Raw genomic sequence first — 21,921 nt, 5'->3', positions numbered from 1 at the left:
GAGCAGGAGGGGGCGGCCCAAATAAACAAATGGACCGAGTAAAGAAGAAATTCATTTTTACAAGCTGCTACGTAACGGGCTTCATCTTTCAGGAGGGGAATTGCCAATGAAAACCGTTGAATCTACCATTGAAGCTATTTTAATTGCCGATCAGCCGGATACGTTTGTGACCCGCCGGATTCCGGAGGTAAAACTCGAATTTGGGGGGATTCCGGGTGACCGGCATTTCGGCATAACGAGCCGCGCTGATTCACGCCAGCCGATGTACCCGAGAGGAACGGAAATTATGAATCGCCGGCAAATCACCATTTTATCTGTTGAAGAATGTGAAGTAATCGCGGAACAATTAGGAATTGAAAAAGTATTACCGGAATGGCTGGGAGCAAATCTATTAATGAGCGGATTCCCCGATTTGACAAAGCTAACGATCGGATCGCGGATATTGTTTCCGAGTGGCGCCGGGCTTATTTGTATGGGGGAAAACCAGCCATGCAAATTTCCAGGAGAAGAAATTCAGAAACATTTTCAAGAACATCCAAAGTTGGCGGCTAAGTTCGTCCGTACGGCCTACAGACGACGCGGGATCGTATGCGCGGTTGAGCGGCCAGGAGTCATCCAACAGGGAGACAATGTACGCATTCTCATCAATGATTTTGCCAATCCAATGCAGTAGACAGAGAATATTTTTGTTTAAACAAGCTTTTCGCTTAAGTTACTTCAGATCCGATCAAGGCGCTCTTTATTAAAAGTGCGGGAAAATAGATCCAGTGTCCGGCGCTAACCGGGAAAGTAAAAAATATAATATGAAGAAGCTTGATTTTAAAAATAACCCGGTGCTGGCTTACAGCATCGGGTTAATTATTACCGATGAAACAAAAGCAATTGCCCCGCGGGGGATGTAAGGCGGTGAGTATGTTCATGGCAATTGGCTTCTTTTAAGCGGGCTTCACCGAGTTTTTTCGCTTCTTGATCATTTTCTGCCTGAATCGTTTCATCTAACAATTTCTCTCCACTTTTATCAAATGCTGTTAAAAAGTAGGTTTTCAATGTCGTAACTCCTTTCACTCCATACTACTTTTCTATTTCGCTTTTTAAAGAAAATTTCCTTTCTATGAAATGAAAAATTGAGATAGAACGTATTTTCGTATTTATGATAAAATATTGGCAAGAATGGTAGTAGAGGAGGGGAAATCATGCTTAAATTTTTGCACTGTGCGGACTTACATCTTGACAGCCCGTTTAAAGGACTCTATCATTTGCCGACCTCGATATTTAAACGAATTCAAAACAGCACTTTCCAGGCGTTCAAACAGGTCGTTCAAACTGCGATACAGGAAGAGGTTGATTTTGTCATTATTGCCGGTGATTTATATGATGGGCAAGACCGGAGCCTGCGGGCGCAAACCCGGCTGCGAAGGGAATTGGAACGGCTAAGTGAAAAGAACATCCCGGTTTATATTGTTCACGGCAATCATGACCATTTAGAAGGGAAATGGGTGGATCTTCATTGGCCGGAATCGGTTCATTTTTTTAGCGGTGGACAAGTGGAAAGTATCGCATATGAAAAAGACGGAAAACGATTGGCGATGATTCACGGTTTCAGCTATGAAAAGCGTGCCGTGATGGAAAACCGCGTCCATCTTTATCCCGATGGAACCGATGAATGTTATCATATTGGAATTTTACACGGGAATGCTGAAGGGCGTAGCGGTCATGATCCTTACGCGCCGTTTCAAGTGGAAGAGCTAATTGGAAAAAATTATGATTATTGGGCGCTTGGCCATATCCATAAACGAATCGAATTGCATCATGATCCACCGATCATTTACCCGGGGAACATTCAAGGACGGCATCCGAAAGAAACAAGAAAAAAAGGCTGTTATGTCATTCAGCTGAATGGCAAGCAAGCAACAGCTGTTTTTCACGAAACGCAGGATATTATTTGGCATGAGGAAAAAATCAACATTGCCTCTTTTTCAAACCTTTCTGAGCTTGTAGAAAAGAGCTTACAAATAAAAGAAGGGCTTCGCGAGTACGGAAAGGGTGTTTTAGTTAAGCTTATCCTTGAAGGAGATTCGGATTTCCACCATGAACTAAACGGCCAATTTTTAGATGAGATGCTTGAAATGATACAAGAAGGGGAAGAGGAACATTCGTCGTTCGTTTATCCCTATCAAATTATTGTAAAAACGATGCCGAAATGGGATAGAGAGAAACTTGTAAATGAGACCCATTTTGTTGGCGGATTATTGCGGAATATTGACAGCTATGAAGAGGTGGATCAAGCTGTTTCTGAATTGTTTTTACATAAAAAAGCAAGGCGTTATTTAGAAGCCTTTACTTCCGAAGAGAAAAAAGAATTGATGAAAGAAGCGGAATCACTTTTACTTATGTCTCTATTAAAAGAATAAGGAGGTGGAAAGATGCGGATTAAAAGCCTGCATATCTATCACTTCGGGCAATTTCACAATTTGCAAATCGATCAGTTTTCGCCAGGGATGAATGTGATTTTCGGCGAAAATGAAGCAGGAAAATCAACGATCATGCAGTTTATCCAATCTATTTTGTTCGGTTTCTCGACAAAGCTGCAAAGTGAAAAGCGCTATGAACCAAAAGACGGCAATACACCAGGCGGCCGGCTGACAGTGGAAACGAAAAAGTACGGAACGGTGACTGTTGAGCGAATTGCGACAAAAGCTGCGGGAGAGGTCAATATCTATTTGGAAAATGGTGATCGGAAAGATGAAACGTTCCTCTCCGCAATACTTAATGGAATGGAAAAAAGCTTTTTTCAAGGCATTTATTGTTTTGATTTGGACGGTCTTCAAGGAATTGAAAAGATCAATGAAAATGAACTGGGCAACTTTCTGTTAAGTGCGGGAATGACCGGAAGTAAAGAACTTCTTGAGCTTGAAGCTTTTTTAGAAAAACAGCAGGCCGACTTGTTTAAGCCGGGTGGAAGAAAACCGCCGATGAATGAAAAATTGGCCGAGCTCCAAAAGGCGGAAGAAGAGCTGCTTAAATGGGAACGTAAAAATGAGGAATATGAAGCGATGGCGACAGAAAGGGCCAGGCTTCAAGAAATGATAAAGGAACAAACGTTTAAAAAGGCGGAGCGGAAGGAAAAAATAGCCCAATTCGAAAAATGGGCAAATCTCATGCCGTACCTTAAAGAAAAACGGAAATATGAGATGGAGCTTTATCAACTGGGGGATGAACCATTTCCAGAAAACGGGTTATCCCGGTTGGAACAATTAAAGGCACAGCTCGTTCCACTAAAAGGCGAATGGGAATTCTATACGAATCGCCTGAACGACACGAAAGCTAAAGAGAAAACGCTAGCGCCCTCTTTAGAAATTCTTTCGCTCGAAGGAGAAATTACATACCTCAATCAGCAGGCCGTTACGTTTGAACGGCTCCAAAAGGAAGAGAGCAGTTTAAAAGAGCGGCTTAAGGCGATTGAAGCCGAGCAGGAGGAGCTCGTGCAAGATGTCGGCGAAGAATGGACAGGCGACAGGTTACAAACATTGAATACGAGTCTTGCGGCAAAAGATGAACTTGTAAAACTACTGAAAGAAAAAGATTTTTTCGTTCAAAAGAAAAAGCTGTTGGATGATGAGCTCAACCGTGCGCGAGAGGCATTGGAACGTTCAGAAGCGCAGGAACGAAAATTATATGCATGCCTTTTGCCAGAAGAGGAACGAGACCGTTTAGAGGAGAAAGTGGCTCAGTTTAAAGCGAGTGAAAAGCAATTGGATGAAAGAAACCGACTTGAAGGCCAGGTTGAATCGATTGAAAGGCAGCTGCAATATTCAGCAGGGGGGGATCGAAGAAATCCTCCGATGCAAGCGATTCTATCTTTTCTTCTCGCTATTGGTCTATCAAGTTACTTCATGAGCCAGCATCATTATTTTTTTGGGTGTTTAGTTGGGCTGCTTCTATTAATAGCAGGCGGCTTTCAATGGAAAATGAATGTAAAGAAAAGCCCTCTCCATGCTATTCTGCAAAAAGAGAAAGAGAGGTTGCTTGAACGGATCCAAACGCTCAAGGATACTTGCGAAGAATGCATCCAAAGGGATGAGGCAAAGGAAATTGAACGCCAGCTTTCCAGCGATTTTGAAAACAGACAGGCCTATCGACATATAAAAGATCGTGTGCAAGAGGAGGAACGGCGATACCAGTCTGTTGTTTCAGATTATGACCAATTAGAAATTGCCGAACATCAGAATGAAAAGAAGCAGATAGAATGGTGCGACCGATATGGCTACCCGGGAGAAAAGGAACATTTATTCATTCCGGGGTACTTCGAAAAATTAGAAAAGTTGAAGGGGGTTTTGAAACGAGAAGAACAACTCCAGGCCCGCCTTGCCTATGTTCAGCACGAAATACAGGAGATGATTCAAAAGATTGGGCGCATCGCTTCTAAATTGAATCTCACTCGCCTTGAATCGTTTGTTCAACAAATAAGCCGAATGCAAGAAATGTTAACGAAAGAGAAAGATAAAAAGATAATTTACAAACAATTACAAGCAAAGATCAATGATGATGAAGAACGGGCAAAAGAGATTCAAATGAAGATCACACAATATGAAAAAGAAATACAAACTTTATTGAAACAAGCAAATGCAGCCAATGAAGAAGAGTTCAGAAGGAAGGCTTCCATAGCTGAAGAGCGGAGACAGCTTCGATCTAACCTTCAAACGTTAATGAGCCAAATGTACGCCGCTGGGTACACGGACAAAGAAATTGAAGAGATCACCAATCAACTTGCCGATCGGAATAAAGGGCTACATGAAGAAATTGAGGAACTTCAAAACAGTTTAGACCAACTGGAAAAAGAGCTTGAAACATGCGCGGCCAAGCAATCAGAGCTATCGGTAAAAATGACGCAATTGGAAGAAGGCGGATCATACTCTGAATGTTTGCACCGCTTTGAGCTTCTTAAAAGCGAATTTCAAGCAATGGCAAAAAAATGGAGTGTTTACCGTCTTGCTGATGACCTCTTGAAAAAAACGAAGGAAGGTTATCAAACTGAACGCCTTCCGAAAATTATTGAAAAAGCGTCTATCTATTTTCAAAAAGTCACATCGGGCCGTTATTCGAGCATGTGGTTGGCAAACGACAATGGTACGATCATTGTAGAGGATAGGAATGGAATACGGTTTAGCGTAAGCGAGTTAAGCAGGGGAACGGCAGAGCAGCTTTACTTGACGCTCCGCTTAGCATTAGCTTCCCTTTATCAAGAAGAAGGGCTTCCTTTTATTATGGATGATATCGCTGTGAATTTTGATAAAAAGCGGACGAAGGAAGCGCTGTCTCTGATTGAATCGGTTGCCCGGGACCATCAAGTCCTTTATTTTACGTGCCATGAGCCAATTGTTTCTGCTGCAAAAAGTGCGAACGTGCTGGAAATAAAATCTGACCGGACACGTACACTAATTCACTAGGTTTGTCCGCATTTTATTATATAATGAGAGAAAGATGAGGTGATCAAAATGTCAACATATCAAATCTATCTCGTTGAAGATGAACAAAACCTTTCCCAGGTGCTAAAAGCTTATATGGAACAAGAAGGCTGGGAAGTTACGATATTTGATGATGGGGAAAAGGCGTGTGAGCATATTGTTGATGAGCCCCATCTATGGATACTCGATATTATGCTCCCGGGCATTGATGGATATGAAGTGTTGAAGAAAATCAAGCGGCATAAGGAAGATACGCCAATTATATTTATATCTGCGCGCGACCAGGATTTAGACCGCATCGTCGGGCTTGAACTGGGAAGCGATGATTATTTGGCCAAGCCCTTTTTGCCGAGGGAACTTGTCATCCGGGCAAAAAAGCTTTTGGCAAGAATTTATGAACAATCTACGGCAGTGCCGAAAACGATCGAAATTACAGGATACGAAATTGATCCGATCGCCCGGAAAATTACACACGGGGACGAGCTGATTAATTTAACATCGAAAGAAGTAGAAGTTCTTCTTTATTTATTGGAGAACATCGGAACGGCTAAATCGAGGGAAGAAATACTCCATCACGTATGGGGAGAAGATTATTTCGGCTCGGACCGGGCGGTGGATGATGTCATACGGAGAATCCGTAAAAAAATGCCGCGCTTAAATCTCGAAACCGTTTACGGCAATGGGTATAGGATTGTAGAATTATGATTTCGCTAAACCTGTCACAGCGCATCTGGCTTTCCTTTGCGCTTCTCATTTTAACGATTGGTCTTGTCATTGCAATCATTTACCCACTATCGATCAGAAACACGTTGACGGAAGAGTCGTACCAGATTATTGAACTAAAGCAGGAAGAAATTTTAAATCAGGACAATGATTCGAATGCATACGGGGCTAAATTTCAACCGGACTCTTCCACTGGTTTTATTGAACGGCAAAAAGCGGCCCGGTCAGTCGGCTATATTGTTTTTACCCATCAGCTGGCAAAGATAGAAGGGGATTATGTGCCGAAGAATGTGGTTAACGAAATGGCAAAACATGCTTTCGGCCAACATTCGATTCAGGGAAGATATGAGCTGAATTATAAGGATAGGACATTATTTTATGTGGTGAGAAAATTAGATGATTTCAATTATCCTAACACGTATTTAGTTTCCTATATGTGGGACACTTACCGAAGTCAAATGGTCAGCCGACTCTGGTCCCGATTGTTATGGATTCTATTTATGACAGGGTTAATTGCTGTTATTCCGGCGCTCTGGCTGGCGCGTTATCTTCGTTCTCCTTTAATCGTCCTTGGGAAAAAGTTTGAACAAATCGCCGAACGGAATTGGAAGGAACCGTTTTATTGGCAGGGAGAAGATGAATTCAGACGACTGTCTCATCAATTTGAAAGGATGAGGCAAAACTTGATTCGCTATGACGAAAATCAGAAAACGTTTATCCAGCATGCTTCCCATGAGCTAAAGACGCCGGTGATGACAATTAAAAGCTATGCCCAGTCGGTGAAGGACGGAATCATGCCGAAAAAGAGTGTAGGGGAAATGATGGACGTCATATTAAGCGAAGCAAACCGAATGGAAAAGCGCATTCAAAACATGCTCTATTATACAAAGCTTGAAGCGATGAAATTAGAGCCCGTGGAAATGCAGGAAATTCAATTTGGTCCGTTAGCTGAAGAAGTAGTCGAGCGGTTCCGCTTTCAAAAGGATGGGATCCATTTTTCGATCAAAGGAGAAGAAGTCGTCTTTTATGGCGACCGGGAACAATGGACAATCCTATTTGATAATTTAGTGCAAAATGCCATCAGGTATGCAAAAACGGAAATTGAGTTATCAGCAAGAGTAGTCGGCGGCGATTCCATTTCACTTGCTGTTTGGAATGACGGGGAACTGCTTTCAGATGAGGAAAAAACGAGGCTGTTCTTGCCATTCCGTAAAGGGAATAAGGGTCAGTATGGCCTTGGGCTTGCCATTGTAAAGCAAATCGCCGAATTGCACGGCGGCCGCCCGATTGCCAAAAATGCGAATAACGGTGTCGTATTTGAAGTAATCCTTCCGATTGACCGGAAAAAATAGTTATATCAGTTAATTGAAATCATGTGAGGTGGAGAGAGTGCAAAAGGGGATAACCCATTATAAGGTTGGCGAATTCTTCGATGTATTTTTATTAATTAAATCCGTATCTAAATCGGTAGCAAGCAATGGAAAGCCTTTTTTAAGCCTTGTCCTGCAAGATCAAAGCGGTGACGTAGATGCAAAGTTATGGGAATGTTCGCCAGAAGATGAAGAAATTTATGTTCCTCAAGCAATCATTAAAGTAACAGGTGAAATGACGAATTTTCGGGGGAAACAGCAATTAAAACTCAAGTCGATTCGTCCGGCAACAGATATGGATGGCGTCAGGATCAGTGACTTTATTGAATCCGCTCCGCTCAGCCAGGATGTAATGATGGAGAAGATAACCCAATATATTTTTGAAATGAAAAATCCCAATATACAACGTCTGACAAGACAACTATTAAAAAAATACAAAGATGATTTTCTCGTTTTTCCAGCGGCAGTGAAAAACCATCACGAATTTGTTTCAGGCCTTGCTTTTCATGTCGTTTCCATGCTTGATCTGGCAAAAGGGTTGGCCGCTCTTTACCCTACACTTGATACCGATTTGTTGTATGCAGGCATCATTCTCCATGATCTCGGAAAAGTGATCGAGCTGTCGGGGCCGGTTTCGGCAAACTATACGCTTGAAGGAAAGCTGCTCGGCCATATTTCCATTATGGTCAATGAGATAGGAATGATGGCAAAAGAATTGGGGATTGAAGGTGAAGAGGTGATTGTATTGCAGCATCTCGTTTTAAGCCATCATAGCAAGGCGGAATGGGGAAGTCCGAAACCGCCGCTTATTAAAGAAGCTGAGATCCTCCATATGATCGATAATTTTGATGCGAAAATGAACATGATGGACCGAGCCCTTGAAAAAGTTGAACCGGGCGAGTTTACGGAAAAGCTGTTTGCCCTTGAAAACCGTTCGCTTTATAAACCGCTTTTTCAAGAAAAATCTTTAGTCGGAAAATAACTAATTGTAGTCTGTTATTTTGCAATTTTGATTGGCTATCCCTGAACGTTTTTTATTATTTGTGCTCTGTTTAATTGTGAGCAGAATCTACTTTTTGATGTTTTGCGCATTTGAGAAAAAACAAGCCTCAGGTCGGGAAAAAGAAGTACAAACCAATGCAACTCGCTGACATATCCTATTCCCCCTATTCATAGGATGATAGTAGAAAGCTTGTCTAATTAAAGGCGGAACATCTTTTAAAATGAAAATTAAGGTGTTTGCGCCGGGCAGTGAAAGTGGACAAAGGGGGGGAATAATTTGAAACGGTATGGCACGTTGTTACTTGGAGTCGTACTTGTAGCTCTTTTTTTCCTAAAGGCGTATATTAATCCGCTTGAACAATTTTTTGCGATAACGCCATGGTGGGTATACATTGTGTTTGCAGGGATTCTTCTGAGCGGCTATATGAGCTATACGATCCGGGTGAAAGAAGTGCGTGAAGAGGAACGGCTTATTGAACAGGAAGGCGAGATCTATATGCGGAGAATCGCCGAAGCAAGAGAAAAACGAAAAAATAGTTAAAACCCTCAAGCCATAAGCTTGAGGGTTTTAACGGTCTTATTGACCTGGAATTTGCGATTGTTGCGGTTTGATCGCATCTTTTAAGTCTTTATCTTTGATGACAACATCTTCTTTTTTAATAAGTTTAGGCAATACTTCTTCAAGCGGCTTCGCTTTTGACTTTTTAAGGTCATCAACAATTTGATCTTTTACATCGGATAATTTGTTCGTCTTCTTATCGGTAACCTTAATGATGTGATAGCCAAATTGTGTTTTAACCGGATCGCTAATTTCACCTTTTTTCAATGAAAAAGCGACTTTATCAAATTCAGGAACCATTTGACCTTTATGGAAATATCCAAGGTCTCCGCCTTTATCTTTATTGCTTGTATCCTGGGAGTATTTTTTTGCAAGCTTAACGAAATCTTCACCTTTATCTAATTTCGCTTTCACTTCTTCTGCTGTTTTCTTATCTTTAACAAGAATGTGGCTCGCTTTCACTTCATCCTTGTATTTTTCATTGTATGCTTTTTGAATGTCTTTGTCAGAAACTTTCGCGTCGCCCATTTGCGCTTTTTCGCGAAGGATCTGGCTCTTCATAAGCTCTCGGAGCTGCTTGTCCGATTTAATGTTATTTTGTTTTAAAGCCTGTTTGAAGGCATCTTCTCCGCCCATTTGTTCTTTTGTTTCTTTAATTTTTTTATCGATTTCTTTATCGGACACTTTATAATTCGCCGCAAGAACTTTGTCTTCAATCATCGTTCTAAGAACTTGTTCACCGCCGGCTTTTTTCAATTCTTTATATAGGTCTTCTTGCGTAATGTTTCCGGCTTTTGATTTCATAATGACTTCCGAATTTCCGCCTGATGAACATGCGGAAAGTGTTAGAACCCCAGCCGCAATCCCCAGGGATAAAATCCATTTTTTCATTTAAAACACTCCTATGCTTGAAGTTGATTTTTTTTACAACATTAACTATAGCATAAAACGAATGAAGAATCACATTGCCCACAGTAAATATGAGAAAAAATACACAAATTTAGTTTTTAAAGGTAATTTCGCCTGTATCAAAAGTAATACAAGCACTATTAAAGCCGGAGTTCAAATAGTTCGAATATCCCGCCTTTTTGTAAAGAAGAAAAATTATAAATCCGAGACATTCGTCTAATCAAATCTGGTCATTTCACTATATGATATGGAGAAAAGAAAAGCAAGGCGGATTACTTACTCCAGCACATCATACTTTCGAGAAGAACAACTGGTGCTGCTTGCCGCCGAAAAGCGAAACACTATGCAAGAGTTGACTTCTATTGCATAGAAAAGTGGACTACGTCGTAAGGAGGTGTCATTATGGGCTTCGCACATGGAAATGGATTTGCGTTAATCGTTGTGCTGTTTATTCTTTTAATCATCATTGGTTGCTCCTGCTGGGGTGGCTGGGGCTGGTGGTAATTTACGAGCTTTTGCTTCCGAAGAAAAACGAAGAGGGGGTGCTTATACGCATCCCCCTCTTCGCTTTTTTAGCGACTTGCCAATTTAACCGAATTTCACTTCTTATCAATTAAGAAATTCGGAGCGTTTTTTACTCATTTATAAGTTTAGTACGTAAATACATTTTCAATATAAGCTGAAATTAATAAAATTGTTAAAAGCACATTAATCCATCGAAATAAATCAGGCTGTGTTTCTTTCGGAATGGAGCGTTTCATGCAAAGTTGATTGGTTAATGAATTGAACAATAATAAAAGAAAAGGGGCAAGAATAACAAATATGATTCCCGGCATGGTACAATACCTCCATATATAGCTACCTATAACTTTATCAAAAATTGGGCAAAATAGATAGAGTAAAAGTTCGGGAGGGGATGCACGATGTTCAATAAATGGAAAATCGCCTTTTTTGCTCTATTATTCTTTATTTTACTTATTGTTGCCATACCATTCTATTTCTTTTTTTCGAATAGCCAATCGTTTGATGAAAGCCAATTGAATAATGAACTGCGGGGCACTGATAAGCTTTTTAGCATACATATGGATAAGAGAGAATTAGAGTATCTAATGAATAAAGAGATTCGTTCAAAGAAAGATAATTTAGATCTTTACGTTCAGTTAAATAATGACATTCAAATCACGGGAAAAATCCACGTGTTTGACAGGGCTATTCCTTTTCAGCTTTTTTTCGTACCTAAAAGTCTGGAAAACGGGGATTTAACATTAAAGGAAAAAGGAATGAGCGTCAGCGGCCTATCGCTTCCGGGGGAGCAAATATTAGGACTTTTAGCTGAAACACCTGGAATCCCGGATTGGGTTACGATTTATCCGAAAGACAGGCTTATTCATCTCGCAACAACGAAGATCGATTTGCAAAAAAAATATAAAATTAAAGTGAATCAGTTTAACTTGCCTGAAAATCGCCTAATATTTGATGTTTATCAAAAATAAAAAGCGCTGTAAAATAGAAGAAGAAAACTACATCAATAGAGGAAGAGATAGGGGATATTACGAAATGAGCATGGAAACACTTGAAGATCGAATTGAGCGTCTTGAATTTTATAGCCGTCTAACCCTTCAAACGGTTGATTATACACAGTTCCCTTTTTTTACACTTGTAATGTCCAATAAGCTGACAGAGCAGGAAGTGAATGAAGTCCTCACTCTGTGTGATGAACTGCAGAAAAAATATGAACAACAAAAAGAGGAGGGGCTGGTGAATTTCGTTCCTCTCCTCATTCATTTTGCAGGTATGCTAACCCCAAAATTAAAACCGAAGGAAACCATTCAAGCAATAAAAGGGCAAGGATTATATCCCAACTTAATGGAAAAGCTTTATGAAATCGCTTCTCGTTATGAATGAGCTTCTGCTAATTCTTTTTCAAATGGTTTAGCCGCTGGCCGCTGTTCAACGGTTTGTAATTCAATTTTTTCTTCTAATTTATTGAAAATCGTCATAAAGTCACTGCCATAAATTTGTTGAATCATGTACATTAATTTTGGGAAATCTGGAAATGTGCCAAATAACTCTTTAATAGGCAGCGATGCACTGTACACGCCAAATTGGGCAGGATTGAATGTTCCAAGTGTATGTAGAAGCAACTCTTCCCCTTTTTTTGTTAAACAAATATATGTATTCCGTTTGTCATTTTCTTTCTTAGAAAATGTAAGCAGCCCCCGTTCCTCTAATTTCTTTGAAAAATTAAATGCGGTCGAAACATGCATGACACCGAATTTTGCAATATCAGAAATCGATGCGCCTTCAAGATGATGGGCAATCCATAGTATATGATGCTCATTAATATTGAGCCCGTAGTCTTTAATCCAATTTTGCCAGTCCTTTTCCACGCTTTTCCACAACGCTTTACTAATTTGGGCCATCTTATGACTAAAAATCATAGCCTCTTTCATATGAAGCAACTGTTCTTTTTCCATTTCTACTACCCCCTATTTAAGAAACTTATACCGCTAAAGCATAAGCGCTGGTTGTATTGTGGTTATTTCTGATTCTGTCCGAGCCGGTTTAGCGGTTTTTTAACTTTTTCATACATGGATCCATTAAAAGAACGGTCATTTAAAAATTGTAAAAAAATATATACCTATACCTTATTATGCCAGTATTTTTTAAAAGAAGAAAGAAAAATTTCCTAAAAATTAATAAAAAAATAGGAAAAAAGTAATAACGTCATTGCCTGGTATGGGTCTTTTGGCATGTTTTTGAAAATAGAAAGAAATCCTCCCGTGTGAGAGGATTTCCCGGCTTCGATTGTTATTTTTTAGCTGTTTCAAGTACCGCTTTGCTTTCTTCTAATGTTTCCTGTATCTCTTTCACATTTTCCCGGATATTTTCCATGTTCGGTTCAATGTCATTTTTCCATTCTTCAATATCCTTTTTTAAATCGGCTGATACTTCTTTCAGTGCATCCTTTCCTTCTTTTGAAATGCGCACGATTTTTTCCTTTAACAGGATGCTTTCTTGTTTTACTTTTGAAAGGGAATTTTTAAATTTCAGTGCACTATCTTTAATATCGCCCCGCAATGCTTTTCCTGATTTAGGAGTGGATAGTAAAGTCGCCGCTCCAGTTACGATCGTTCCAAGCGCAAACCCATATAATAATGATTTCCCTTTTGACATTCTATTTACCTCCTCATTTTGTTGTACATTACTATTTCTTGGTGGTTCACTTTATATCCTACCGAGAATTTCCCCGAATCGCATTTTTTTTAGCGATGAAATTCGGCATGAATGGACAAGCTTGCGCATAAAATGGTACAGGGAGGGGATTTACATGTTATGGTTGATGATCATTTTATTAGCGGTAGGCATTTATTTGGTTTCTAGCATGATTTATTCGCTAATAGGGGTTAAAGATTACTCGTTTCGAAATTCCTCTATTTTACGTTTAAGGCAAAGAGCATTTATGTTGGGTATTATAGGATTGTTGAGTCTTGTCGGAGTATTGATTTTATTTGTCATATTTTGAGGAAGCGGATTCGTTGAGAATCGGCTTTTTTCGTGTTAAAAAGGGAATAGAAGAAGTATACTAATTTAGGAGAAGGTGAGTTAAAAACATGGACCAAAAGAAAATTAGTAATTACTTCAGTAAAATGAAATCAAAAGCATCAAATATTATTACAAATTATGAAAAATCGGGTGAGTTGATTACTGATGCCGAGAAGAAAACTGAAAAAACGGGGCAAGCTTCCGCGCTGAAAAATTTTACGGAGCAAATTAAAGCACTAATCCGCCTCGTTAAGCATTACCGGGAAGGAACGTATCGGGATGTATCGAAGAAATCGATGATTCTTGTTGTTGCCGCATTGCTCTATTTTATAAGTCCAATCGATGCGGTACCGGATTTTTTAATTGGGATTGGCCTGGTCGATGATGCAGCGGTTTTAGGTTATTTATTGAAAACGATCAATGATGAGGTTGAACAATTTACAAAGTGGGAAGAAGAGCAGGAAAAAACGATAAAGACTGAGCCGTGAAGCCAGGCTCAGTCTTTATCGTTTTCATACGTTTATTTTTGTTGTTGCACGGAATTTAATGGATGCGCCTTTGGCAATGTTTTTTGGAATCCTTTTGTTATAGGGAACAAAAGAACCGTAACGGCACTGTTAAGTACAGTTGCCGGGAGAACGACAGTTGCAAACAAAGCCAAAAATGAACTGGAGCCCGGCAAGCCGACCGTCAATAAAGCGGTAAGCAAGAAAACAGAGCCACTTACCATCGTCCCAATCGCTGCCAACAGCGACACCGAAAGGGCATTGATTTTGTATTTAGAAACGAGTAAAAACAAACTTAAAAAGATGATCGCCGTAACGGGCTTATCAACCATATTGGCAACCTGGCCTCCAGGAAAAGAAGTTGTTATGGCGGCAATAGCACCTGTTGCGATAGACGCGGTCAGTACGTTTGTGATGTTTGGAAACAGAATAATGGATAAAAACATCATCACTAGCAGCATATCCGGCCTCATTCCTAAAAAGAATGCGGGCATGACCGTATGCAGCACAAAGCCTAAAGCCAATAAAACGCCAGTTAAAGCCAAAAATTTTGTTTTCATTTCTCATCTCTCCTCATCTAGGCTAATCTAAGCTTCCTCCAACAGTGCTTCTTTATGCCTGCTGCGAAAAAGTTGTTTCCAGTATAACAGAAATTCCTCCATACGTCATTTGATTTTTTCCTCAATCAAATGGGCAATTTTGTTAAAGTCGTCGGGTTTGTATGTATGAGTTTTCCATACCGCCCCAAACCCGTCACCGCTTCCGTAGCGGGGGATAAGATGCATATGAAAATGAAAGACCGTTTGTCCGGCAGCTTCCCCATTATTATTTAAAAGGTTCATTCCAATAGGGTCAAAGGCTGCTTTAATGCCGTTTGCGATTTTTGGAACGACGGAAAAAATCTTTTCTGCCGTTTCAGATGGCAGCTCATAAAGATCTTTGCAATGGTTTTTTGGAATGACGAGAATATGGCCTTTTGTCACCTGTCCAATGTCCAAAAATGCAAAAACATTTTCATCTTCATACACTTTTGCTGACGGGATTTCCCCTTTAACAATTTTACAAAAAATGCAGTTTTCATCATGATTCATAACAATCACCCCGCTAGTTTTTTATATTTATTTTACCAAATAAAGAGGGAGGGTTCTATTAAATAGAACCCTCCCTCTCAATAGAGGTTAGAGAAGAAAGGAGAAATCATACAATCAATCGATTCGTAGAACGAATGAATCGGCCTCACTCGCACGAACCCGTTAGTTGTACGAATTCTCTTTGAAGAAGGGGGGATGCCTTCTTCATGTATTAGCATCTCCACGTTTATATGATTTTTATACAGAAGAAATTAGAAAACTCGCCACACAGCGAGTTTTCTAATACTTTTGTATCAGTGGATGATAATCTGATATGATTATGGAAAGATAATGGAATTAGAAGAAAGCATTCGTAAAGAAGGGATACAAAATGAAAAAAATTCTTGAAGTGAACGGATTGACGGGCGGCTATGTACCGAATAAGCCAGTGTTACATGATATCACTTTTAATGTTCACGAGAGGGAGATTGTCGGCTTAATCGGGTTAAATGGAGCGGGCAAAAGTACGACAATTAAACATATATTAGGGTTAATGGAACCTGCAAAAGGGACGACAAAAATAGAAGGGCTTAACTTTAAGGAAAATCCGGAAGATTATCGAAGTAAATTAACATACATACCGGAGACGCCTGTGCTCTATGATGAGTTGACGTTATGGGAGCACCTTGAGCTTGCGGCAATGGCTTACGGACTGGATGAAGAAACATTTAAAGCAAGAGTTCATCCGCTTTTAAAAGAATTCCATATGGAAAATAAAACAAAATGGTTCCCGGGTCATTTTTCAAAAGGGATGCGTCAAAAAGTCATGATTTTATGCGCGTTTTTAATAGAGCCTGAGCTGTATATCGTCGATGAACCGTTTGTCGGCCTTGATCCGCTCGGAATCCATTCCCTTTTGGAGTGGATGGTCCGCTTTAAAAACAACGGTGCGGGCATTCTCATGTCAACCCACATTTTATCAACAGCGGAGCGGTATTGCGACCGGTTTTTGATTTTGCATGACGGCCGGGTCGTTTTAGAAGGAACGCTGGGTGAACTACAGGAGAAGACGGGCCTCGCGCGGGCGACGCTTGATGATATTTACATTCATGCGACAAGGGGACCTGTAGCATGATGGATTTAACAAAACTTTGGACGGAACGAAGAAATGATTATTTTACGGTGGCTATTCGCTATTTTCGCCTGATTGCCAACAGCGGTTTCATGCTTTCCGTTTATATTTTGTTTGTTGCTGGAAGTTATTACTATGCCCGCATTTTACGGCAACTTCCGGATCAATTTCCGGCGCTCTGGCTTTTTGTCATCGTTTTTGCTTATATGTTGACGAGAAGCCCTGTCAGAACGCTTTTAAAACGCGGGGATCTTGTTTTCCTGCTTCCGGTGGAGTCCCAAATGAGGACGTATTTTAAACATGCATTTATGTACAGCTACTGGATGCAAGCCTTCTTCGTCACGCTCGTCTTTTTAGCATTGGGGCCATTATTTTCCCGATTTATTTCTAATGACTTTTTTTCCATGCTGGTTACTTTAATTTTGCTTTTGGTCGCAAAAGCGTGGAACTTAGTTTGCTCCTGGGAAGAGCAGAGGCTCCCATTTAGAGCGACGAGAAGAAGTTATGCGGGAATCCGGTTAGCCGTCAATCTTGTTTTTTTATTTTTATTGTTTGACATGGCGCCTTACATTTTCTTAGCGGCTCTTTTGGCAATCATGTATGTTTTGAAAAATTTCGTGTTCGGCTTTATCAAAAAAGAACATGCGTACAAGTGGGAACATCTTCTGGAAAAAGAGAATGAGATGATGATGCGCCTGTACAGGATAGCTAATTTGTTTACAGATGTACCGCAGTTAAGCCACCGGGTCAACCCACGGCGCTATTTATCGTGGATCGCAAACGTTCCATATGGACAACAACATGTTTATTCAACAATTTATCGAAAAACGTTCATTCGCTCTAACGACTATTTAGGCATTTTTATCCGTCTTATTTTTGTAGGATGGCTGTTTCTTTACATGATCCCAAATGGCTGGTGGCATATCGCGATTATTTTGCTCTTTTTACATGCAACGGGCGTACAGCTGCTTTCGTTATATCCTCACCATAAGGGAAATGTTCTATTTGAGCTATATCCGGTTAAAGAAGAGTGGAAGTTCTCCGCTTTCCGGAAATGGATGCAGCTATTATTGTCTATTCAGGCATTGCTTTACATTGTCTTCGTGCTCGTGAAAAGCGGGAATTGGATGATTGCCTTGCTATCGGCTGCCGCTTCCGTGCTTTTTGTCTGGATCTTCACTACAAACTATATGAAAAAACAGCTGGCTCGTGTTTTTTAACCCTTTCTTTTCGGAAAGGGTTCTGTTTAGACGAAACCTTTAACCTAAATGATCGTATGATATCATCAGGGGTGATGTTATGGAGAGCTATAGCGAAATCGTCCAGAAGGAATTAAGCGAGTGGCAGAAAGAAGTAACGAGAAAGCCTTCTCTTTGGAATAAATCGACGAAAACGATTCAAACGAAAGTGAACGATTTAATCCCGGATAAAGTCCATAACGTAATTACAAAAAGTATAAAAAATATGGTTCATGCGGTGCTTGTCGGTTCCGAATATACGAAGAAGCGGTTTCCGCTTAAAGAAGCGACTTTAGAAGAGCGGGATAAAAAGGTTGATGAAAAGATTCAATTTTATAAAAAAACAGCTTTGATTGAAGGAGCGGGGACAGGTGCCGGAGGAATACTTCTCGGGCTGGCTGATTTTCCACTCCTTCTTAGCATAAAACTAAAGTTTTTATTTGACGTAGCAAGCCTTTATGGTTTTGACGTAAAGGATTATCGGGAACGGTTGTTTATTTTGCACGTCTTCCAACTTGCCTATTCAAGCCCGTTTAAACGGAAAGAAGTCTATGAAAAAGTTGCTAATTGGAATGAAACGGTGAATGAATTTCCGACTCAAACAAAATATTTAGAAAAAATTGAGTGGAAAGAGCTACAACAAGATTACAGAGATCATATTGATTTAGCGAAAATGTTGCAATTAGTTCCGGGGATCGGCGCGGTTGTTGGAGCCTATGTCAATTATCAATTTCTTGAGGATTTAGGAAAGACGGCAAAAAACTGCTTTCGGTTAAGAGTCTTACAAAACGAAACACCGTGAGATGAAACTCACGGTGTCGTATTATCTATATGATGGGGAGAAGGGCCAGGCTTTATAGGTTAGGATCGCTCAATAGCCGGTCAAGCTCTTCCATATGATTCGTTTCATCAGCGATGATATCTTCAAGTTTTACGACAAGTTCTGTCATGTTTAATTTACCGGCAAGTGCTTTCCGTTCTTCGTAGCGGCGAATCGTTTCATATTCGGATTTGCGCGCTTCCTCTAACATTTCACGTACGGTTGATACTTGCTTTACTTCTGCAGGAGTTGTCGTCGGAATACCTCCTAATGTTTTAATTTTTTCAGCAAGATAAAGCGCATGGCCTTGCTCATCGCTAATTTCCGATTCGAAAAAGTCCTTTAACAGCGGTCGGTATAAGCCAGAAACGGTTGCCGCATTATTCGTATACATAATCGATGCCGCATACTCGTTAGCCAAATCTTCGTTAAGTCCTTCGATTAATAGTTGAACATCTTTTTCCATGATTAAATGACCTCCTAAATAATATCATCTGCTATTTATATACCCTCATATTGTGGGCATTAAACACGAAAATGGAAATGTTTATAAGTGGAGCGGTTAATCGCGTATAAACTTGCTATTCCATAAAAAATATAGTTCAATACATTAAAAAAGCTGCTTCATTCGGGCGGCTTATTTAATGCTAGAAAGTAAGAGGTGGACGAATGATTCGAAACGCAGTTAAAAAATCCTCCTTTCCGCTTCTCCCTTCTATTCTCGTACTGTCAGGCTTTTTGCTGGCGGCCATTTGTATTGTCGTGTTCGCCGGTTTATCAGAAGAACTATTAGAAAACGAAACATTTGCTTTTGACCATGCGATTATCAAGGAAGTCCGGTCTTTCCACTCTCCCGCATTGGACAAGTTGATGATCGCGGTGACGGAGCTCGGTTCAACGATAACGATCAGCATTCTTCTATTGATCGGAATGGCATGGCTCTGGTTTAAACGGAAAAACAGCTGGGGAATGCTCTTTTTTTTCATCGTCGTTGCCGGTGGAGGGTTGCTCAATCTTTTATTAAAAAATACGTTTCAGCGGGCACGCCCGACCGTGAATCAAATGGTAGAGGTTACCGGGTTTAGCTTTCCGAGCGGGCATGCGATGGGCAACTTCATTTTTTATGGCTATCTCGGGTATTTAATTGTCCGGAGCAAGCGAAAAGCGCTCTCTAAAATGGTCTGGACGGTTGTATTTGCCGCGATTGTCTTGTTAATTGGAGTAAGCCGAATTTATCTCGGCGTGCACTATCCTTCTGATATACTTGCGGGATTCACGGCAGGTGCGGTATGGCTTTTATTATGTATTGCGGCGCTTGAACTCGTTTATTTCTATCAAAGAAAAAGAAAAACAGGCTCACCAGCAAAATAAAGAGATTTCCCTTTTAAAATAGGGAAATCTCTTTATCTCTATTAATGAACAGGTTTAACGGAACGTTTAACAAGTTCCACATCGCTTTTTTTCACAAAGGCTATGCGATGGTTGAAGAAAATTTGATAGTATTCGTCATGGCCGGAAACGACCTTGTTGCCTTCAAGGTCATTATAACGTTTAGCGTAATAATAATCCGATTGAACGGGATTTGTGGCGACATATACTTGCCCCGCCTTCATCGTGTACTGCAATGGAACTACTTTTCCGCCAGCTTCAGCGGGAATTCCGGTTCCATCATAAGCGGTTGATTCCGGATAAGCGGCGCCATATACGGGGATAGCATCCAGACCTTTTTTCGGCGTTATCAGTATTCCTTCGCCCCGAACGGTATTTTTTTCTTTAGGGTTATAAAACCATACTTTTTTTCCGCCATAATAGATTGCGGTCCAGTCTCCTTTCTGGTCGGCTCGATAAAACCTTTGGCCGGTTGACGCCTTGTCCCCCCAGTCATTAATGGCCGTAGTCCCTGGTTCCCCATCTTTATGGAGAGCGGGGTCACTTACTAATGGAGCGTCAAAACTCGGGGCGCTATATAAATAGACAAAATTAGCGGATTGAGTTTCTAATTGCTTCTCGCCATATGTTAATGGCGGTTTGTTTTTGCGATAGTCGGGGGCGATCATAACAATTGGGCTATCTTTAAGGCCATCTTGGTGAATGGGAGCGCCGAGTTTTTTGAAGAAATGTTCCCAATTCCAGTAGGCAGCCGGATCCCAATGCATGCGAGTCTGGGAGGCCGGGGTTAATCCCGGAACATTGTCATGACCAAGGATGTGAGCCCGGTCTAAAGGAATATTGTATATTGCCGCTAAATATTTTACGAGTTTTGCCGATGCATGGTACATTGGTTCACTGTACCATGTGGCACCTTCCACCGCGTACCCTTCATGTTCGATCCCGATAGAATGTGAGTTTACGTACCAGTTGCCTGCTTGCCATGCAACATGCTCGGGCTTGACCATCTCAGTAACCTGTCCATCAGATGAACGGATCACATAGTGGGCGCTAACATATGATTTTGACTGAAATATATTGATGGCTGAAGCGTAGCTTCCTTCCACATCATGAATGATGATGTAGCGGATATCGAGCCCATCATTCGGGCGCCTGGCAAGGTCGTAATTGCCGTAATCTGCCGGGCTGCTTGAAAATCGTTCATAGGCCGCAGGAATGAATTGGCAATCAAGTCTTTTTGGACAGTCAATACCTGTTGGTTTAGTAGGTTTTAAATGAAGCGAGCGGGCTGTGTCTTTCTTTGCTTTAACTTTTTCTGGTTGAAGAACGATATGCTGCCCGTTTGAGAGAGTTTCATGAGCACCTTCCCGAATCGTGGCGAATACTTGATCAGCAAAATCTTCTGCTACTGTCTTTTCATGAGAACCGCTATATTTGGCGACCGCCCCATACCAATCAGCAGGGTTATTGGAAGTATGGCCGATTGTATCGCGCGCATACTTCGCAAGTAATGCAGCGCCGCCTCGAATGTTTTGTTCAATGTCATTTTTTAATGCTTCAGGTTTCGCACCGAGCAATTTCGCCGCCTCGTCCAATCGATCCATGCCCGGATCAGCTATAGGAGGGGATTTTGTTCCTTTCACTTCATCACCCTTCGCATTTATTTCAGGCTTAACTTCTGTCAAGTGCATAACTCCATATCCACCGGACGTACTTGGATGGCCGTGGTGATCGATCCAGCGAGTTTCATTGTATGAGACGGACATTAAGATGCTTAACGGGACGCCAAATTCTTTTGCCGCTTTTGAAAAGAATTGCTGAAGGTCATTTTGGTTGGAAGGATTAGATGAGGATGTGCCAGCTGAAGCATAGCCTGAAGGGATTCCAGAAAATAAGACAAGTAGGATCATCAGGAATAGCCATGCACGATGACGGTAAATCAAGAACATAGATAAAACCTCCTCACGTAAATGGAATTGAATTGAAACAATATACACTTGTGTGAGATGGAAGAACTTGTCGAAAGAGAATGGATAGTTTCGAAATTGTTTCAATGTCTTTTTTTCTATTCACGATGCGTTAGAAGGATTCCTGCCTATATTTTTCAAATAAGCCCAACATCCTATAAATTGTAAATTTATGTTGGTTTTCTATGTCTTTATCCGGTTTTTGTATAAAGGAAACGGAGTGGT

The 21,921-nt window shown here is 40.8% G+C and carries 24 protein-coding genes; 15 read left to right on the top strand and 9 right to left on the bottom strand.

Features of this window, described 5'->3' with window-relative positions:
• Nucleotides 1–106: 106 nt before the first annotated feature.
• On the top strand, nt 107–673 hold the full coding sequence (locus WD019_RS13270) for an MOSC domain-containing protein (RefSeq protein WP_026677158.1): 567 nt from the start codon (nt 107–109) through the stop codon (nt 671–673).
• A gap of 188 nt (nt 674–861) precedes the next feature.
• Here the strand turns inward: WD019_RS13270 and WD019_RS13265 are convergent, their stop codons facing one another.
• Nucleotides 862–1,047 carry a YhzD family protein gene (locus WD019_RS13265; protein ID WP_026677157.1) on the bottom strand — a complete coding sequence of 62 codons (186 nt, stop codon included), beginning with the start codon at nt 1,045–1,047 and terminating at the stop codon, nt 862–864.
• A 146-nt stretch (nt 1,048–1,193) separates the two neighbouring features.
• On the opposite strand from WD019_RS13265, the gene WD019_RS13260 reads away from it, so the two are divergent.
• The 6 genes from WD019_RS13260 (at nt 1,194) to WD019_RS13235 (ending at nt 9,101) form a co-directional block, all read left to right on the top strand.
• A complete protein-coding gene (locus tag WD019_RS13260; RefSeq protein WP_425711788.1) occupies nt 1,194–2,411 on the top strand; it encodes a metallophosphoesterase family protein in 1,218 nt (405 codons plus the stop codon).
• A 12-nt stretch (nt 2,412–2,423) separates the two neighbouring features.
• Nucleotides 2,424–5,447 carry an AAA family ATPase gene (locus WD019_RS13255; RefSeq protein ID WP_425711787.1) on the top strand — a complete coding sequence of 1,008 codons (3,024 nt, stop codon included), beginning with the start codon at nt 2,424–2,426 and terminating at the stop codon, nt 5,445–5,447.
• Between the two features lie 48 nt (nt 5,448–5,495).
• Complete coding sequence (locus WD019_RS13250) at nt 5,496–6,170, top strand: response regulator transcription factor (protein ID WP_026677154.1); 675 nt, start codon at nt 5,496–5,498, stop codon at nt 6,168–6,170.
• A complete protein-coding gene (locus tag WD019_RS13245; RefSeq protein WP_026677153.1) occupies nt 6,167–7,540 on the top strand; it encodes a sensor histidine kinase in 1,374 nt (457 codons plus the stop codon). The genes WD019_RS13250 and WD019_RS13245 overlap by 4 nt, the downstream gene beginning before the upstream one ends.
• A gap of 37 nt (nt 7,541–7,577) precedes the next feature.
• The gene (yhaM, locus tag WD019_RS13240; protein ID WP_425711786.1) at nt 7,578–8,540 is read left to right on the top strand and encodes a 3'-5' exoribonuclease YhaM; all 963 of its coding nucleotides are present in this window, start codon (nt 7,578–7,580) and stop codon (nt 8,538–8,540) included.
• 297 nt (nt 8,541–8,837) lie between these two features.
• Nucleotides 8,838–9,101 carry a sporulation YhaL family protein gene (locus tag WD019_RS13235; protein ID WP_051291381.1) on the top strand — a complete coding sequence of 88 codons (264 nt, stop codon included), beginning with the start codon at nt 8,838–8,840 and terminating at the stop codon, nt 9,099–9,101.
• 36 nt (nt 9,102–9,137) lie between these two features.
• Here the strand turns inward: WD019_RS13235 and WD019_RS13230 are convergent, their stop codons facing one another.
• Entirely contained in the window at nt 9,138–10,010 is an 873-nt protein-coding gene (locus WD019_RS13230; protein WP_425711785.1) for a peptidylprolyl isomerase, read from the bottom strand.
• Nucleotides 10,011–10,430: 420 nt separating this feature from the next.
• Here WD019_RS13230 and WD019_RS13225 point away from each other — a divergent pair, with 420 nt between their 5' ends.
• Complete coding sequence (locus WD019_RS13225; protein WP_081412604.1) at nt 10,431–10,532, top strand: YjcZ family sporulation protein; 102 nt, start codon at nt 10,431–10,433, stop codon at nt 10,530–10,532.
• Between the two features lie 146 nt (nt 10,533–10,678).
• Here the strand turns inward: WD019_RS13225 and WD019_RS13220 are convergent, their stop codons facing one another.
• Nucleotides 10,679–10,864, bottom strand: coding sequence for a hypothetical protein (locus tag WD019_RS13220; protein ID WP_026677149.1), 186 nt, complete (start codon nt 10,862–10,864; stop codon nt 10,679–10,681).
• An 87-nt stretch (nt 10,865–10,951) separates the two neighbouring features.
• Here WD019_RS13220 and WD019_RS13215 point away from each other — a divergent pair, with 87 nt between their 5' ends.
• Together WD019_RS13215 and WD019_RS13210 are read left to right on the top strand one after the other, a co-directional pair.
• On the top strand, nt 10,952–11,521 hold the full coding sequence (locus WD019_RS13215) for a YpmS family protein (protein ID WP_026677148.1): 570 nt from the start codon (nt 10,952–10,954) through the stop codon (nt 11,519–11,521).
• A gap of 64 nt (nt 11,522–11,585) precedes the next feature.
• Entirely contained in the window at nt 11,586–11,933 is a 348-nt protein-coding gene (locus tag WD019_RS13210) for a DUF1878 family protein (RefSeq protein WP_245595206.1), read from the top strand.
• On the opposite strand, the gene WD019_RS13205 is transcribed toward WD019_RS13210, so the two are convergent.
• Nucleotides 11,924–12,505 carry an HTH-type transcriptional regulator Hpr gene (locus WD019_RS13205; protein ID WP_026677146.1) on the bottom strand — a complete coding sequence of 194 codons (582 nt, stop codon included), beginning with the start codon at nt 12,503–12,505 and terminating at the stop codon, nt 11,924–11,926. The two genes, WD019_RS13210 and WD019_RS13205, sit on opposite strands and share 10 nt — an antisense overlap.
• Before the next feature lie 334 nt (nt 12,506–12,839).
• Nucleotides 12,840–13,205 carry a YtxH domain-containing protein gene (locus WD019_RS13200; RefSeq protein ID WP_026677145.1) on the bottom strand — a complete coding sequence of 122 codons (366 nt, stop codon included), beginning with the start codon at nt 13,203–13,205 and terminating at the stop codon, nt 12,840–12,842.
• 437 nt (nt 13,206–13,642) lie between these two features.
• Between WD019_RS13200 and WD019_RS13195 the strand changes: the two genes are divergently transcribed.
• A complete protein-coding gene (locus tag WD019_RS13195) occupies nt 13,643–14,062 on the top strand; it encodes a YkvA family protein (RefSeq protein ID WP_026677143.1) in 420 nt (139 codons plus the stop codon).
• A 32-nt stretch (nt 14,063–14,094) separates the two neighbouring features.
• Here the strand turns inward: WD019_RS13195 and WD019_RS13190 are convergent, their stop codons facing one another.
• On the bottom strand, nt 14,095–14,640 hold the full coding sequence (locus tag WD019_RS13190; protein ID WP_026677142.1) for a tryptophan transporter: 546 nt from the start codon (nt 14,638–14,640) through the stop codon (nt 14,095–14,097).
• Nucleotides 14,641–14,745: 105 nt separating this feature from the next.
• The gene (locus WD019_RS13185) at nt 14,746–15,171 is read right to left on the bottom strand and encodes an HIT family protein (RefSeq protein ID WP_425711784.1); all 426 of its coding nucleotides are present in this window, start codon (nt 15,169–15,171) and stop codon (nt 14,746–14,748) included.
• A gap of 370 nt (nt 15,172–15,541) precedes the next feature.
• Between WD019_RS13185 and WD019_RS13180 the strand changes: the two genes are divergently transcribed.
• From WD019_RS13180 to WD019_RS13170, 3 genes are all read left to right on the top strand, one after another.
• Nucleotides 15,542–16,285 carry an ABC transporter ATP-binding protein gene (locus WD019_RS13180; protein WP_026677140.1) on the top strand — a complete coding sequence of 248 codons (744 nt, stop codon included), beginning with the start codon at nt 15,542–15,544 and terminating at the stop codon, nt 16,283–16,285.
• Nucleotides 16,282–17,502: an ABC transporter permease gene (locus tag WD019_RS13175; RefSeq protein ID WP_026677139.1), complete on the top strand. Its 1,221-nt coding sequence runs from the start codon at nt 16,282–16,284 to the stop codon at nt 17,500–17,502. The genes WD019_RS13180 and WD019_RS13175 overlap by 4 nt, the downstream gene beginning before the upstream one ends.
• A 79-nt stretch (nt 17,503–17,581) precedes the next feature.
• Nucleotides 17,582–18,322, top strand: coding sequence for an EcsC family protein (locus tag WD019_RS13170; RefSeq protein WP_425711783.1), 741 nt, complete (start codon nt 17,582–17,584; stop codon nt 18,320–18,322).
• A 52-nt stretch (nt 18,323–18,374) separates the two neighbouring features.
• Here the strand turns inward: WD019_RS13170 and WD019_RS13165 are convergent, their stop codons facing one another.
• Complete coding sequence (locus WD019_RS13165) at nt 18,375–18,806, bottom strand: ferritin-like domain-containing protein (RefSeq protein WP_026677137.1); 432 nt, start codon at nt 18,804–18,806, stop codon at nt 18,375–18,377.
• Between the two features lie 203 nt (nt 18,807–19,009).
• Between WD019_RS13165 and WD019_RS13160 the strand changes: the two genes are divergently transcribed.
• Nucleotides 19,010–19,711, top strand: coding sequence for a phosphatase PAP2 family protein (locus tag WD019_RS13160; protein ID WP_425711782.1), 702 nt, complete (start codon nt 19,010–19,012; stop codon nt 19,709–19,711).
• Nucleotides 19,712–19,752: 41 nt separating this feature from the next.
• Here the strand turns inward: WD019_RS13160 and WD019_RS13155 are convergent, their stop codons facing one another.
• Nucleotides 19,753–21,678 (bottom strand): N-acetylmuramoyl-L-alanine amidase, encoded by a 1,926-nt coding sequence (locus WD019_RS13155; RefSeq protein ID WP_425711781.1) that lies wholly within the window; start codon nt 21,676–21,678, stop codon nt 19,753–19,755.
• Nucleotides 21,679–21,921 lie beyond the last annotated feature (243 nt).

The organism is Fictibacillus sp. Mic-4 (assembly GCF_049843615.1).
Lineage (GTDB): Bacteria > Bacillota > Bacilli > Bacillales > Fictibacillaceae > Fictibacillus_A > Fictibacillus_A gelatini.
Note: the sequence above shows the minus strand (reverse complement) of the source record. Positions and strands in the feature narration are given on the sequence as shown.